This window comes from Segatella copri (genome assembly GCF_949820605.1).
Classification (GTDB): Bacteria; Bacteroidota; Bacteroidia; order Bacteroidales; family Bacteroidaceae; genus Prevotella.
Genome location: NZ_CATKVU010000008.1, coordinates 16560 through 31510, shown reverse-complemented (window position 1 = coordinate 31510; position 14951 = coordinate 16560). Strand labels below are relative to the sequence as shown.

General features: G+C 40.4%; 12 protein-coding genes and 2 pseudogenes. 3 read left to right on the top strand and 11 right to left on the bottom strand.

Translation table 11 applies throughout. The features are described 5' to 3' along the window. Positions 1-117: 117 nt before the first annotated feature. The 5 genes from RCO84_RS16715 to RCO84_RS16695 form a co-directional block, all read right to left on the bottom strand. Complete coding sequence (locus RCO84_RS16715; protein ID WP_445081701.1) at positions 118-642, bottom strand: helix-turn-helix domain-containing protein; 525 nt, start codon at positions 640-642, stop codon at positions 118-120. Further along, the gene (locus RCO84_RS16710; protein WP_317585813.1) at positions 539-1435 is read right to left on the bottom strand and encodes a sigma-54-dependent transcriptional regulator; all 897 of its coding nucleotides are present in this window, start codon (positions 1433-1435) and stop codon (positions 539-541) included. Before RCO84_RS16710 ends, RCO84_RS16715 begins: the two co-directional genes overlap by 104 nt. Continuing rightward, positions 1432-1593, bottom strand: a complete 162-nt coding sequence (locus RCO84_RS16705) for a hypothetical protein (protein WP_317585812.1) — start codon at positions 1591-1593, stop codon at positions 1432-1434. Before RCO84_RS16705 ends, RCO84_RS16710 begins: the two co-directional genes overlap by 4 nt. After that, positions 1577-3733, bottom strand: coding sequence for an ATP-binding response regulator (locus RCO84_RS16700; protein ID WP_317585811.1), 2157 nt, complete (start codon positions 3731-3733; stop codon positions 1577-1579). Before RCO84_RS16700 ends, RCO84_RS16705 begins: the two co-directional genes overlap by 17 nt. Before the next feature lie 724 nt (positions 3734-4457). After that, positions 4458-6617, bottom strand: a complete 2160-nt coding sequence (locus tag RCO84_RS16695; RefSeq protein ID WP_304237554.1) for an outer membrane beta-barrel family protein — start codon at positions 6615-6617, stop codon at positions 4458-4460. 295 nt (positions 6618-6912) lie between these two features. Here RCO84_RS16695 and RCO84_RS16690 point away from each other — a divergent pair, with 295 nt between their 5' ends. Further along, positions 6913-8199, top strand: a complete 1287-nt coding sequence (locus RCO84_RS16690) for an IS1380 family transposase (RefSeq protein ID WP_200756500.1) — start codon at positions 6913-6915, stop codon at positions 8197-8199. A 153-nt stretch (positions 8200-8352) separates the two neighbouring features. Here the strand turns inward: RCO84_RS16690 and RCO84_RS16685 are convergent. The 5 genes and pseudogenes from RCO84_RS16685 to RCO84_RS16665 form a co-directional block, all read right to left on the bottom strand. Further along, positions 8353-8763, bottom strand: a pseudogene (locus RCO84_RS16685) (two component system sensor kinase); the annotation flags it as partial. Then, positions 8763-8957, bottom strand: a pseudogene (locus tag RCO84_RS16680) (hypothetical protein); the annotation flags it as partial. The pseudogenes RCO84_RS16685 and RCO84_RS16680, both read right to left, overlap by 1 nt. Positions 8958-8986: 29 nt before the next feature. Further along, entirely contained in the window at positions 8987-10096 is a 1110-nt protein-coding gene (locus RCO84_RS16675; RefSeq protein ID WP_074759719.1) for a transposase, read from the bottom strand. 514 nt (positions 10097-10610) lie between these two features. Beyond that, on the bottom strand, positions 10611-11411 hold the full coding sequence (erm(F), locus tag RCO84_RS16670) for a 23S rRNA (adenine(2058)-N(6))-methyltransferase Erm(F) (protein WP_118079546.1): 801 nt from the start codon (positions 11409-11411) through the stop codon (positions 10611-10613). 24 nt (positions 11412-11435) lie between these two features. Beyond that, positions 11436-12374: an IS30-like element IS4351 family transposase gene (locus RCO84_RS16665; protein WP_304237365.1), complete on the bottom strand. Its 939-nt coding sequence runs from the start codon at positions 12372-12374 to the stop codon at positions 11436-11438. A 40-nt stretch (positions 12375-12414) separates the two neighbouring features. Between RCO84_RS16665 and RCO84_RS16660 the strand changes: the two genes are divergently transcribed. Both RCO84_RS16660 and RCO84_RS16655 read left to right on the top strand, forming a co-directional pair. After that, positions 12415-12831, top strand: a complete 417-nt coding sequence (locus RCO84_RS16660) for a helix-turn-helix domain-containing protein (RefSeq protein ID WP_089545438.1) — start codon at positions 12415-12417, stop codon at positions 12829-12831. Beyond that, positions 12807-13424 (top strand): IS630 family transposase, encoded by a 618-nt coding sequence (locus RCO84_RS16655; RefSeq protein ID WP_142990670.1) that lies wholly within the window; start codon positions 12807-12809, stop codon positions 13422-13424. Before RCO84_RS16660 ends, RCO84_RS16655 begins: the two co-directional genes overlap by 25 nt. 20 nt (positions 13425-13444) lie before the next feature. Here the strand turns inward: RCO84_RS16655 and RCO84_RS16650 are convergent, their stop codons facing one another. Then, complete coding sequence (locus RCO84_RS16650) at positions 13445-14173, bottom strand: UpxY family transcription antiterminator (RefSeq protein ID WP_264951755.1); 729 nt, start codon at positions 14171-14173, stop codon at positions 13445-13447. Between the last annotated feature and the right edge of the window lie 778 nt (positions 14174-14951).

Sequence of the window (14951 nt, the reverse complement as noted above, 5' to 3'; positions counted from 1 at the left end):
TCCTGATAATCAGCAACTTTATCAAGAGAATAAGATTTTCACAAGGAAATTGCAAGCAGAAATAGTGTAAGGAAAACCGGACACTCGTCCAATCTTCCTTACACGGTTCTTATACCGTTACAACTTGTTAGTTGGAATACCATACTCTTTCATACGGGCATAGAATGTAGTATGGCTCATTTCCAACATTTTTGCCGCATCACGCTTGATGCCATTGCATTGCTTCAAAGCCCACAAGATACGCTCTCGATTGATCTTGCGTTCTTGTTCATCAAAGTCCAAAGCCTCTTCTGTCAATGCCGATTGTGACAACTGCAAGTCCTCGACATCTATTATCTCATTCTCGCATAACAGCATAGCTCGCATGATACATGATTTCAACTCACGCACATTGCCTGGCCATGTATGGCTTACAAGTGCCCTTTGCGCTTCCTTACTGATACATTTTATTTCTTTGTCCGTATGCCTATCATATAGTTTCAGGAAGAAGTTAGCTAATGGCATAATATCTTCCTTGCAATCTCGCAACCGTGGAATCTCAATAACCGCTTCGTGAAGTCGATAATACAGAGTCGCTTCTGAATCGTCCTTCCCGAACTGCCTCTTGCAGGTTTTCGTTGGTGGCGGCAATAATGCGCACATCAGCCACTTTATCTTTTGTAGCTCCCAATGGTCGGTAGCTCTTGGATTGCAACACACGCAGCAACATCGCCTGTACGTCTTTCGGCAGGTTGCCTATCTCGTCCAAGAACAGCGTACCTCCAGCAGCCAATTCAAAGTAACCTTTTCTTGCTGCGTCTGCACTTGTGAATGCTCCTTTCTCATGTCCGAAGAGAGCGGAAACGGCAAGTTCCGCAGAAAGCGTACCGCAATCTACTACTTCAAAAGGCTTGTCGGCTCTTTTGCTTTGCAGATGTATCTTTTCCGCTATATGTTCTTTGCCTGTTCCGTTGTCTCCCAATATCATAACAGCCATGTCGCTTTTGGCAAACAATTCTGCCATTTTGTATATACGGCGAAACTTCTCACTTTTGCGGTAAACAATCTTGTTATTCAACTCTACGAGTCGTTTCTGCTTGTCTATGATTTCTTCCAAACGTTCATAAACTACATCAAGCAACAATTTCTTCGGTATATAGTCTTCTGCTCCCAATTTCATAGTCCTCACGGCACTCATGCTTTCATCGTAAGATGTCATGATGATAAATGGATTCTGGTAGCCGTTACTACGCATCCATTCCAACAGGTCGATGCCGTTATCATTCCCCAAGCGCATATCCGAAATGACAACATCCCATTCAGAGGATTCCCTCACAGCTTTCAGACCATCTCTGTAATTGTAGCATAAGATTATTTCCCAGCCCTTTGCCTCCAACTTCTTGCCCAACATATTGCAAAATGTCGGGCTGTCTTCAATGATTATTACTTTCTTCATGCTGTTACCTCCTCAATTTTCTTTTGTGCGGCTTTGATGATTTCCTCACCATGTGCGAAAACATCCTCAACCGCTTGATTGATAACGTCGTCTGATGATGTAGAATCTTCTATCAGGTCAAAAAGATAGTTCAAAGACTCGTCAGATTGTGCCATCATCCACGAGCTTCTTGCGTGGTGAATGGCATCGGACATTTTCTTGCGGTTCTCCTCTCTGGGCTGCATTACGGATACTGCCCAATGTGTCAGTCATTTCCTTTACGAAATTCTCCAAAGTCTCTTTTTCATTGCCGTAGGTCAGCAACATAGAGAAGTCTATTTGTTTTTCTGCTATCTTGCCATTCACACACTTTCTTGCAGTGTTTATCAAATCCTTGTCAGACATCGGCTTGAACAGACAAGCGACAAATCCTGCGTCAAGCAGTTCTTGCTCACTCACATTTGGTGCTGCTGTCATAACAACAACAGGAATAGTCTTAGAGTTACGCACGTTCACCATACGCATCATTTCCAGAATCTCGATACCATTCACTTCAGCCATCTTCAAATCCGTTATCAGCAGATCATAAGATTTTTTGCGCATCATATCCAACAAGTCCGTGGCATTATTACAAGTGTCACATACGATGCCGTTCGATGCAAACGCCTCACGGATGGTACTCAGTTGCACATGGCTATCATCAATGGCAATGACAGTAAACGAATCTTGTCGTTTCGTTCTATACAGGATTGGTTCCACATTCTGCTTTTCGGCTGCAGCCATAGGAAGACTAATGGTAAAGATACTTCCAAGCCCTTGGTGACTGGACACATCGATTTTTCCTTTCATCAGTGAAACGAGGTTCTTGACAATAGAAAGCCCCAAGCCAAATCCCGGTTGGGTGACCGCATTTCCCAATCTTGCAAATTCCTTGAAGATTTGTTTTTGTTGCTTGTCATCCAATCCTGTTCCCGTATCCTTAACCTTTAGCATGAACACACCATCTTTATAGGTTGTGGACAATACTATCTCACCCTTTTCCGTATATTTGATGGCATTGGAAAGCAGATTGCGTCCTATTGTAAGCACCTTTTCCTTATCTCCATTGACAACACCATCTGCCTTATTGCTGACGCTCAATTCCAGTTGCTTCTTCGCTGCAAAGGGCTCATACTCTATCTTTAATTGCTCGGCAATGTCCATCATACGGAAAGGGCGTTCCTTGACGGTCGCCTTTCCATTCGCTAATTTGGAGTAAACCAGGAAACTGTCAATCATAGAAGTCAAGCCTTTCGATGTGTCAACAATCAAGTCGGCATATCGTTTGCTTTCATCCGTAGCATCATCAAGTCCGCTAATCTTGCGAGCATAATCCTTGATGGCAGACAAGGGACTGCGCATCTCATGCGTTACTGTCAGCATCACCTTTCTTGTTTCTTCCTTGCTCTTACGTGTCTTGAATGCGAATCGCCATACCAATAGGAATAATACGAAAAATACCAATATCAACAATCCTATCATCCCTATATAATAATAGGTATAATTGCCTTCCAAGTCTGCGATTTGTCGCTCACGAACTTTTATGCCATTATCCACATTCTCATCAGCTAAGCTGATTACTCTTTGCAACTGCTTATTGATACCTTCATTTCTGTTTCCAAGACTATCCAATATCTCCACTACCTTACGGCTTTGCTGGTGATGTTTAGCAACAACCGTTTGGTTTAGGTTGGTGAGCATCTTTTCTGTTTGGGTTAAACGGCTGCCTGTTGTTACTGCATTTTCTTTCTTGCCGAACAATCTGCTGAAGAAACCGCGCTTCTTTGGCTTTGCCTGCTGTGGCATAGCTGAAAGTCTTTTGCTTTCAGTTTTATTCTGCTCTACAATTCTTGGAACTTCTGCGGTCAGCTTTTCTTGAGTGGCATTCAGATCCTGCATGGCATCCTTTATATCCAGAAGGAGCTGTTCCTTTTCTGCAAGAAGACGGCAGATCGTATCAGAATCTTCTTTCGGACAGATACCTGCGATGCCTTCAAGCATACTGTCCACTTCCAATCGAAGCGAATGATACTCATTTACATCTGTTGAGTCCCAATCCGCAACCATTTCACCAAGCAGTGACAATTCCGTTATGTGCAAGTTTAAGTCATGCACATTCTTTCGCCACTGATGCAGTTCTGCATTTCTACACTCAATCTCCTTTCTGTCGCGCCATTCAAATAGGCCGATTACAATGGTACATCCTACGATGATGATGGCAGTCATGATGCCTAAAGCCATCCATCTACAGATATGCCCGGTCTGTTCTTTGCGTTCCATGTTGTTTACTTTTTACGTTTCTATTACTTCATTATTGCTTTGCACTAACATTTTAATCGGCAAAGATAATGGCAGGAAGTATCAAAGACGAATATTTATATATATTATAACAACTTTTATGTAAATTCTTGGTAAAAACAGTATATCGTCAGAAAAAGAGCCATTATTGAATAATAACCATTGGCAAGAAAGCCAAAAGCTGACAGAGTGTAGATTGTGAGACTTAATCGAAAAAGGATGGCAAGAGTTTCAATCCTACCATCCTTTTGAATCTTATTGAAAAGTCTTTTGCGTTGTCAGCTTTATCAATGAGTAAATGAGAGAGTCGTTTACCTAACTCTTACACCTTTACCATTCAGAACTTCACTTCTAACATCATCAGTTTTTCATAAATACAAGTCGTAGCCAATGGCTGTAATATCGCAATATCTTGGAGGAGAGATGATGTTGCTTCGTCAATCCAGTGATCCATCTCAATAAATTGCTTACCACCTTTTGTCTTCAACAAGAAGGAAGAGTCTCTTTTTCTAAATTTATATTCGGAAAAAAGTTAACAGCAAAAAAGTATGACTTATCACCATAGCTATCCGTGCCTTTTTTGGGGGGCACGGACAGCTATGCTATGGCATTCGCTGAATAGTTACCTGTTTGACATGTAGACTATGTTGTAAATATTCAAGCTTTACTTTAGAAAATGAATTTATGATAGCGGATTCGGAAAATTTTACATTCTTTCTTTGTCCTCTTCATTAGAAAATTCCTTATTATGCCGAATTGCGCGTTTTGCGCCTACTGAGAAATTAAACGTTACACTGACAAAAAACTTTCGTGAAAGAAAATCAAATTCTGAATGATGCTCAAAATCGCCATTTCTAAAGATTTGCTTGTTCTTTCCCCTACAGTTAAGCAAGTCTTTTACGCCAAAATTAACATTCACCCTATTCTTACAGCAATTGTAATCGCCCTCAACATCAACACCGATGTAATCTGTCTTCTGGATAAGGAAGAGTTGCTTGTAATGTCTGACATAACGTAGGTTTGACATCGCTGTAAGTTGTTTTGACAACCTGATGCGATTATAACTGGACAGAACTACACCAAAGTCGTTGACACAATTGGCACTATTCTGGTACCAACTCTGACTTAACTCTACATTGTTTCTGCAATTCCAAATTCCCCATGTAAAAGGTATGCCCATGTACAGCGTCAACCTCTTCGTTGTGCCGTTGTTCCTTAACATGTAGCGAGTTTGATATTCTCCAATCTGTTCATATATCTCATTGATTTTCCTGTCGATGAAGAGAGCAGACAAAGAGAATATATATTTAGATTTCAGCATGAATTGTAAGCCTGCGTTGTATAGCAACTCACCTTTTAAATCAGGATTACCTTCTTTGTAAGAGGTCTCTGACAGATGAAAAACGAACGGATTCACCATTTGATACAACGGACGATTGATTGATTGTGTATAACTCAGCGATAAAGAATTGCCTTCTCCCATTTCTCTGCTCACAAAGAAAGAAGGGAAGAGAATGTTATCATTTCTTTTGGTATACAATTGATTCTTCACACGTTGCCTTGTTTCCCATTCTGTGTATTCATTACGCAATCCCACTTGAACTTCCCATAACTGTGATGTATACTTATACATTCCGTATACAGCTAATCGTTTTTCAAAATATTTGAAATCGTCTCTTTGATCTATATCTTCAGACAACACTCCTGCCAAGGTCGTGTTTCCAAGATTCAATCTGCTATTGTATCCGATGTCAGCATAGACATACTTGGCACCGAAGGCAAACTGATGAAGTTTTAAAGACTTGGTGAAACCTACCTGTGCGCTATAAATATCCATACTCTCTAAAGAGGGTTGCGACTTGGAAATGATGCTGTCCGAGCCAATGCCTAAAGTATATAGGTTCTCATATTCATACAAATCATGCTCTCTTTTCCCTGCATAATCAGCTATAACGTTCAACTTGCTACCCAATGAGTCTACAGCCCATTCGTAGTTTAAGGTAACGTTGTTGGCGTTGTCCTTTAATGAGTATGGGGCAAAGGTCTTTATATTTGTTGGATAATTGTTCTTGTCCGTAATCGTAGAATTTAACCAACAAGCATTGGAGTAGTCTTTTGAGTAGCTTCCCGACCACTCGACACCCAAATATTGTTTGTGAGAGATATTGAAGTCAAGACCAAACTTTGGCATATAGTAATGCCCTTTATCATTGCTTCTCGAATTGCTGCCAACAGTTAGGTCTCGTCCATAGTCATTTTCATAAGTTACACTTTTACTTTCCGAATGTCCAAAAGTCATATTGGAATAAAGGGCGAGCTTACCCCATGAATACGTCAATCCAGTAAATTCAGAGTATGAATTTCTGCTTTTCCGCTCATAATCGCTGCCCACATAACCAGAAAGTCCATATTCATGCTTCTTCTGTCTATTGACAACAAGAATTGCAGTACCACCTTCTGCATCATACTCAGCCGTTGCTCGAGGTAATATTTCCAAACTCTTGATGTCATTTCCATGCAAAGAAGACAGGTATCTTTTCAGTTGAACACCACTCAGGTTCACCACTTTTCCGTTTTCATATATTTTTACGCCATTTCCCATGACGCTGATGCCTCCCTCACCATCATAATCGACATCAGGAATCAAGTCCAAAATACTAGAAAGAGAACGTGACTTCAGTAATTTATTATGTTCTACACTTACTATCATCCTGTCGGCTTTATGCTGAACCAAAGTTCTTTCTGCCATGACGGTTACATCGGAAAGTTTGATAGTGTCCTGCATTGAGGCATGTTTACCTTGCGCAAAGCTCATTAACGTGCTTTGCACAAGGTAAAAACAAAGAATATACAAATACTTTTTCATAGGCATTTAGGGCAATTAACATCTGGATAATCCCAATGTTTTTCACCATATTTTCTTACAATATCCCTATAACATACTTGTTTCGGAATTCTACATATTTCGTAATCTTTACAAGTCTTGCATGGACTTTTTTCAGAAATGTCAGATTGTTTTAGATAACCTTAATTCCGCAACACTATATTTAACATTATTTATAAGTGCCTGTGCAACAAAAAGTTACCCAGGATTTTGCCATGTCAGAATTTTCACTTACCTTAGTGTTGCGAAAAGAAGACAAGCAAAACTCTAATATGACATGGCAAAGATACAAATAAAATCTGAGAAACTCACTCCTTTTGGGGGAATTTTTTCGATTATGGAGCAATTTGATGCTCTTTTAGCTCAAACCATAGATTCCACCTTGGGATTGAGATGCACTATGTTTGGTTATCAATATAGCGAGATTCTACGCTCTCTGATGTGCGTATATCTTTGTGGTGGCTCATGTATTGAGGATGTTACAACTCACCTGATGAAACATTTGTCTCTTCATCCAACTCTTCGCACTTGCAGCGCAGACACCATATTACGTGCTATCGAAGAACTGACTTTTAAGAGCATCACCTATAAGTCTGCTTCTGGCAAATCCTATGATTTCAATACTGCAGACAAGATGAACTGCTTACTGGTCAATGCCCTGCTTGCTACTGGTCAATTGAAATCCGGTCAAGAGTATGATTTTGACTTTGACCATCAGTTCATTGAAACAGAGAAGTATGATGCAAAACCAACCTACAAGAAGTTCTTGGGCTATAGTCCAGGCGTAGCTGTCATTAACGACATGATTGTTGGTATTGAAAATAGAGACGGCAACACAAACGTACGCTTCAACCAAAAAGAAACTTTGGAAAGAATCTTCAAGCGATTGGAGGCTTCGGAAATATATATTTCTCGTGCCCGCATGGATTGCGGCTCATGTTCGGAGGAAATCGTAGATATGGTAGAGGCTCATTGCAGGCATTTTTATATTCGTGCCAACAGATGCTCTTCTTTCTACGATTCCATGTTTGCCTTAACTGGATGGAAAACTGTTGAAATCAACGGTATTGAGTTTGAGTTGAATTCTATCCTTGTTGAGAAATGGAAAGGAAAACCGTATCGTCTTGTCATACAGAGACAAAGGCGAATAGATGGAGACCTTGACATTTGGGAAGGCGAATATACCTACAGATGTATACTGACTAACGATTACAAGTCGAGTGCAAGAGACATCGTGGAATTCTACAATCTTCGTGGTGGCAAGGAACGCATCTTCGATGACATGAACAATGGCTTTGGCTGGAATCGATTGCCAAAATCGTTCATGGCACAGAATACTGTATTCCTGCTTATGACAGCTCTCATCAGAAACTTCTACAAAGCTATTATGCAGAGATTGAAAACCCATGAATTTGGATTGCGTGCCACCAGCAGAATCAAGACCTTTGTTTTCAAGTTCATCTCTGTTCCTGCGAAATGGATTAAGACATCACGTAGGCATGTATTGAACATTTACTCAGACAACAATGCTTATGCCAACCTGTTCAAGACAGACTTTGGTTAAAGACCATGCTTTTCTGGTTAAACCAGCGTATTACCTCAAGTCGCTTTATGGGGTAAGGGGATTTTGTGTCTGCGACATTTCTGTTGTGCAAGAAATATGTACAATAAAATGAATTTTGTCGCTTTGCAAGCAAAATCCCACTAAACCCTATAGGTTGCGGATTTGAGGGTTAATAGATTGTTGTTCATCCATTAACCGGACTATCTGGAACATCTGTCGTTCCTTATCCTCTAAAAGACTGCGCACACTATCGATACGCTCTGCTGGATAGGTGACCTTGAAACGGCAGAGCATACTGTCCATTGCCATACGCCGTGCATGGTAATGCTCGATATCTTTATCGTTCCATTCCAGTATTGTTTCACCCAATAGAGAAAATTTTATCATTTGAATATTGATATTGTTTATCTCTTTTCGGAACTCGTCTATTTTTTTATTGTCAAGTTCTAATGCTTCTATCTCCTGCCATTCATAGAAGCTATTATATGCTATACATCCGATAAGAACGGAGATAAGTATATACCCCAACCGTATTGTCTTATAGAAATTCCTGGATCGTTCCATTATTTTGATGATACTGATTTTTCAAACATGAATAAAAGTTTATCCTTTTCTTCCATACGGGTATTATCAGAATAACCGTCTTTTGTTATTTGATACCCACATGGCTTAACCATAAAAATGCCTAAGCCCTTAGTGTACGAACTTACTTCTGAGGCATAGTCTTTACTTGTATTTAATGGAACTTTCCCTTTAATCAATGGTTCGTTAAAATTTGAGATAACGGCTAAGCGGCTTTACGCTGCCAGCCAAAGAGTTCTTTGATAGTATGACTAATTAACTTTCGGTTCGGTTTACTCTGACACTTGTCGAAAATTAGTTTAGCGATGTATGTGCTTGCCATGATTTCCTTGAAAGAAGCCATGGAATACGGCACTCCATTTTCCTTCATCATCACTTTCGCAACATTCTGTGATGCGAATGATGCATTATAGGAAAAGTCCAACTGGTTCTTGTGTCTTGCTTGGCAATGCGTAAGACCAGTATATTGCTTTGCATCGCGAAAACAAAACTCTATTTGGAATCTTGAGCGGTATGTGCGCAACACTTCCTCACCCGACATGGATGTCTTTGTTGAGAAGAAAAGCTTGTGTTTTCCGTTCGGCATAACCCAAATGACAAGACGCACTTTCTGCTTCAATGCCTTTGAATAGGCTATGAGTGTGTAGGCTGTGCCTTCAAGTCCTTCAATATGCAACTCTGCCATACGTGTGAGGTCAAGTTTCTTGTAGTTGATTTTTCCGTCAAGTGTCTTGGGACGTCCAGGCTTATTGGAACGAGGTCCCGTATACACATAATATAGGCTCGCAGTATCCCTGAAGCGGCTGACAAGATGGAAACCGCACTCTTTGATTCCGTCCACAAACGGACGGATAGAGAAGAAAGCGTCAGCGACAACAATATCGGTGACCTTCAACAAATCCTTCTTATAACGCTTGATGACCGCTATGTAATGTTGCACGAGAGTCATGTTACGCATTTTCAATTCTCCAGTAGATGGAGTCTGATGGGCGCGCAGCATCATGCAACTGTTGGCATGGACATCGACAAGTGCAAGCCCCATGATTTCAAGCCCATGCTTCATGGAACTTGCACAACCGGACCAGAAAGTACCGATATGCGGAGTCTTCTTACCCGACTTGCTGATGTAGCTCGGATCGATGGCTATAGCCAATAGACCATCCATATTCAAGTAACGTCGGCATAGGGCAAGGTTGAACTTCACCCAGTCTATGCATTTAGCACGACCACGGTTGAAGTTCGTTCTGTAGGTCTGCTCACAATGGGTACCGTAACGCTCCATTTGAGTGAAATTTATCTTTCTTTGTATCGTCATGTATAATAAAAGTATTTCCAAGAGTAGACTCTCGAAAGTTTTGCTTAACTTTGCAGATGAACTTTTGATAGCATCTCTGCATATTTCCGTATATTGGTTGAGTGGTTCTGATGTCATATAACTTTGAGCTTAGAGAACTATAAAGTTACTGATAATCAGCCACTTAACCAAATTTTATTAGTTATATTACGTTAATTAACTCTCTCATTTTCAATCGATTACATAAGAATTAACAGAGTATTGTGATTTCGGAAGTTGCAGAAAAGAAATTACCAAAAAAGTATTTAAAGACTTGAATATAATTTAAAAGAATGCCAGCAGGTAACAGGCGTTTGGCTCAATGGCGGGTGACGTGGTTAATTGAACATTCTACCTCGCATCAACTTTTGTGGTGTATTGACAGTTTTGTGCTCCAAAATCCGCCACTGCGCCAAGCGCCAAACCGTTATGCGGCAGCTTAAAAAAAGACGACACCAAACCAAAAAAATCATCTTGACAACCACCCGACTTTGAACTACGAAGGATGAAATTTTTCAGGGACAACTTCCAGCATTTCCAAAAAACAGTTTAACCATTGACTTGGAGACAAACAAACAATTTGAGCATTAAGGTTTAAACCGAATTTTTCCGAAATTGACCTGACCTGACTTTTCCTGAAAATCGACTTTAAAGCTGTTTTTACAGATAAATCAGGTTTCTCTAACAGACAGGAAATAAATGCTAAGTATTTGGCTTTAAACTTAAAATCAAAAAATAAGTGTTTTCTTTTAATGTTTAACAGGGCTGATTTGACAGTTGGCGGTGGCAAGAAACTTTCAGGACCTACCTCATAGACAAGTTTCAAATCAAAAAAAGTATGATAGAAAACGGTATATGGATTGTAAAGCTTCCTCGAAAATAACTTTTGTGCAGGTTCTAATTGAAGGACAATGGAACCTCCCAGAAAATTTCCAAGACTCTCAAACATCAGGATTTTGAAAATATCGGAAGTAATGCCATAAGGAATATTTGACACCACTTTGAAAGGAAATTTCGGAACTGCAAAATTCCTAAAATCACAACCGACAACTTGAACATTTCGGGCATCAGAAAACAATTTTCGTAAATGTTCAACCAAAGCTGTGTCGTTTTCAATAGCAACAACATTGTTGGCGATTTTTAATAAATGAACAGTAAGAAACCCCTTGCCTGCCCCAATATCTAAAACCGTATCCTGATTACTTATATTTGCTTGTCTTATTGCATCTTTTATTAGCACTTTATCAATAGTAAAGTGCTGACCCGTAAAACGAACGGGCAATTTCTTTTTTGTCATTAGTAACTTCTTACAGGGCTGAATTCAACTTGCAAATGCAACAGAATTCTGATTAATAATTTGTTTAAATTTTTCGTTTGGCGTGAGGTATCCAAGTCTTTTACGAGGTCGATTATTGAGTTTATTTTCAATCCACTTAATCTGTTTGTTGGTTACTTCACTAAAGTCCTTACCCTTTGGGATATACTGCCTGATAAGCCCGTTGGTGTTTTCATTGGCACCACGTTCCCATGAGTGGTATGGTTTGCAAAAATAGAATTTTATTTCCAATTTTTGCGCAATTTCCTCGTGCTTTGCAAACTCCTTTCCATTGTCAGCCGTAATTGTGTGTATTAAGTTTTTCACTTTCCGCAGTGCCCATACTGCAATCTTAGCTACCGGGATGGCTTCTTTTCCCGACAACTTGCGTATCCAGACCCTGCTTGTTGCTCTGTCGTTAATGGTAAGAATGGCACCTTTGTGGTTCTTACCAATAATTGTATCTATCTCTAAATCACCAAATCTCTCCTTCAGTTCCACTATCTCGGGACGCTCATCAATATCCACCCTGCCTGGGATAAATCCTCGCCCTGCATTTTTAGAACCACGTTTGGCATACCTGCGACCTTGTCTGCGAAGATATTTGTGCAGTTTGCCACCCCGCCGCTTATCCTCCCAAATCCAGCGATATATCGTTTCGTGAGATACCATCGCAATTCCCTCCAAGCGGCTCCTGCCGACAATCTGCTCCGGGCTGAATCCTTTCTTCAACAGCTTTATTATCCGTTTTCTCATTGCCGGTGTAAGCACTTCCTTGCGATGTTTTTGCTGCTTGCGCCTGTCTGCTTTTCGCTGGGCAAGCTCCATGCTATAGCTACCACTTCGGGCGTCGCAATTGCGCTTTATCTCCCTGTAAACAGTGCTTTTATCTACTCCGATAGCTTCCGCTATTGCTTTTTTGCTCATCGGTATTTGCAACATCATAGATATGGTTCATTTTCCGTTTTATAGAAAAAATAGAATTATGAAACCAATAAAAGTACTTGAATTATCAGAGGTTGATCGCCTCAAATTAGAGAAAGGCTATCATAATGGCCCTACTCATAGTTTTCGTATCAGATGCAAATCCATATTGCTGAAGTCAGAAGGTAAATCAGCTCCCCAAATAGCAGAAATGCTTGAGGTAACAGTACCTACTGTCTACACATGGGTAAAACGTTATGAAGAAAATGGCATCAAAGGCTTGGATACACGTCCTGGTCAGGGGCGAAAGCCTATTATGGATTGTTCTGATGAAGAAGCAGTCCGCAAGGCAATTGAGGAAGACCGTCAGAGTGTGTCCAAAGCACGTGAAGCATGGCAGAATGCGACTGGTAAAGAAGCCAGTGACATTACCTTCAAACGTTTTTTAGAAACATTGGTGCAAGATATAAGCGTATAAGAAAACGCCCAAGGGGCAAACCCTCACCGCAGCTCTACGCATACAAGAAAGAGAAGTTGCAAGAACTTGAAGAACTTGATTCCAAAGGAGAACTTATGCTATATTATGCCGACGAAAGCCATGTTTGTACAAATGGTTATGTTCCATATGGCTGGCAATTCAAGAATGAGGATATTTACATCCCATCCGAGAAGGCAGCCCGGCTTAATATCTTTGGCATGATTACCAAAAGGAACCAATATAAAGGTTTTACCACACAAGAGTCCATCAACGCAGACAGGATTGTGGACTATCTTGACAGATTCTCTTTCAATGTTACGAAGAAGACTGTAATTGTCTTGGACAATGCTTCTGTTCATAGAAATCGGAAAGTTAAAGAACTGAGGAAAATTTGGGAGAAAAGAGGATTGTTCCTCTTCTATCTTCCACCTTATTCTCCAGAACTTAATCCTGCCGAGATTCTTTGGCGTATACTTAAGGGCAAATGGATAAGACCGATAGATTACGAGACTACGGACTCGCTTTTCTATTGTACGAACATGGCCTTGGCGTCTGTGGGTACGAACTTATTCGTGAATTATTCATATTTATAAAATTAATTTTGAACAGTTACTTATATTTTTTGAAGAAACGCACTTGGTATATAGGCTGTTGCCATTGTTACCAAATCATCTACTACCACGCCTACTCTCTGTTGCCCCTGCCAGCGTGCAACTATTCCAACCACCCCTTTGAATACACCATCAATAACCTTTACCGACTGTCCTTTCTCGAACTTTGGCACTTCGACTAATGACACGATTGTATTATCCGCATCGGCAGCACAGATGATTTTGAGACTTTCCATCTGATAGTCTGGAACTATCATAGGAACCTTCTCTATTCTGCGCCCAACGTGGACGTGACGATAGTAAAAACGAAGGAATGGGAGATTTACATTGTCGTAAACAAAGGTTTTGAGTTGTTCTTCGGTACCGTAGGCGAAGAAGATGTTGGGTAAACGTGACTCGATAACAATTTTGCGCTTACCTTTTATAAGTTTCACTACCTCGGTGGTAGGATAGAAAGCCGTGATGCCTTTGGCGGTCATATAGTCGTATGCTTTTTTCTCTCTACCATAGGTGGTGCGTAAAACATACCAATGAGGAATTTCTTCCTCTTTTTGCGCTTTAGGCTTACTTGCTATATGGGCATTTCTGGTGGACACCCCTGTTTGTGAACTCTCGGCGGAAACTGTGCTTTGAGCTTCGGGGAGGGCGTTGGAGGTAAGTCCAGCGCAAGGAGGGAATTCACCTCCTCCTGAGGTGTGTACATCTTCTGATGTCCATTCATCGACTTTCATATCGGTGCTAACTTTTTTCTAGACAGAAATCCGTTAAATTGCGACAAAAAAAAGCGTGGAATCGTCCTGTTGTCCATTCCACTTCCTGAGGCTCTAGCAATTGCCTATCATAGTTGAACAGACAACGTCAGAGCCCACGCCGATATGAAAATCATGTCCGTGTAAAGAGACCTATATAATACATTTGATTGCGCCCGAAAGGGTACAATCTATGCTTACAAGGTCTCCACGGGATTGAAATAATCACACCCGGGACATCTACCGTTGACCATATTCAAGACTATGATTAACTGTTAATTTGCTAGATTACAGGAAGTCTTAAACACAGCGTCGATAAACGCCTTCCATTATGTCTGGATTGTTTTCCCACCCAAAGCCCGCTTTCGTATAGATATGTCATGGTTGACTTCACTACACTCAGCACGGCGTAGGCTGCCGACTCGGTTATCATGAAAGAACTCGTCTTACAGCGACAACTGCGGTCTGGCTATACAATCCGACTGCAAAAATACGAAAATTTATTGAGAAAAGACAAGAAATGGCAGAAAATATAAATACGACGTTGTAAATTTAAGACTATTTAAGCCGAATCGCTTTAATATCTCAGAAATTTTGTATAAACAAATGCTGTTTTTCATTACTATTTGATATCAAAACGTGAACGGAGAGCTATGAATTTTAGATAATTTATACAGTATTAAGAAAAAGAAGTAGCAAACAAACTCATAATAAGTTTGTTTGCCACTTTATAAATAGAACAATTAAAGACCAATACGGA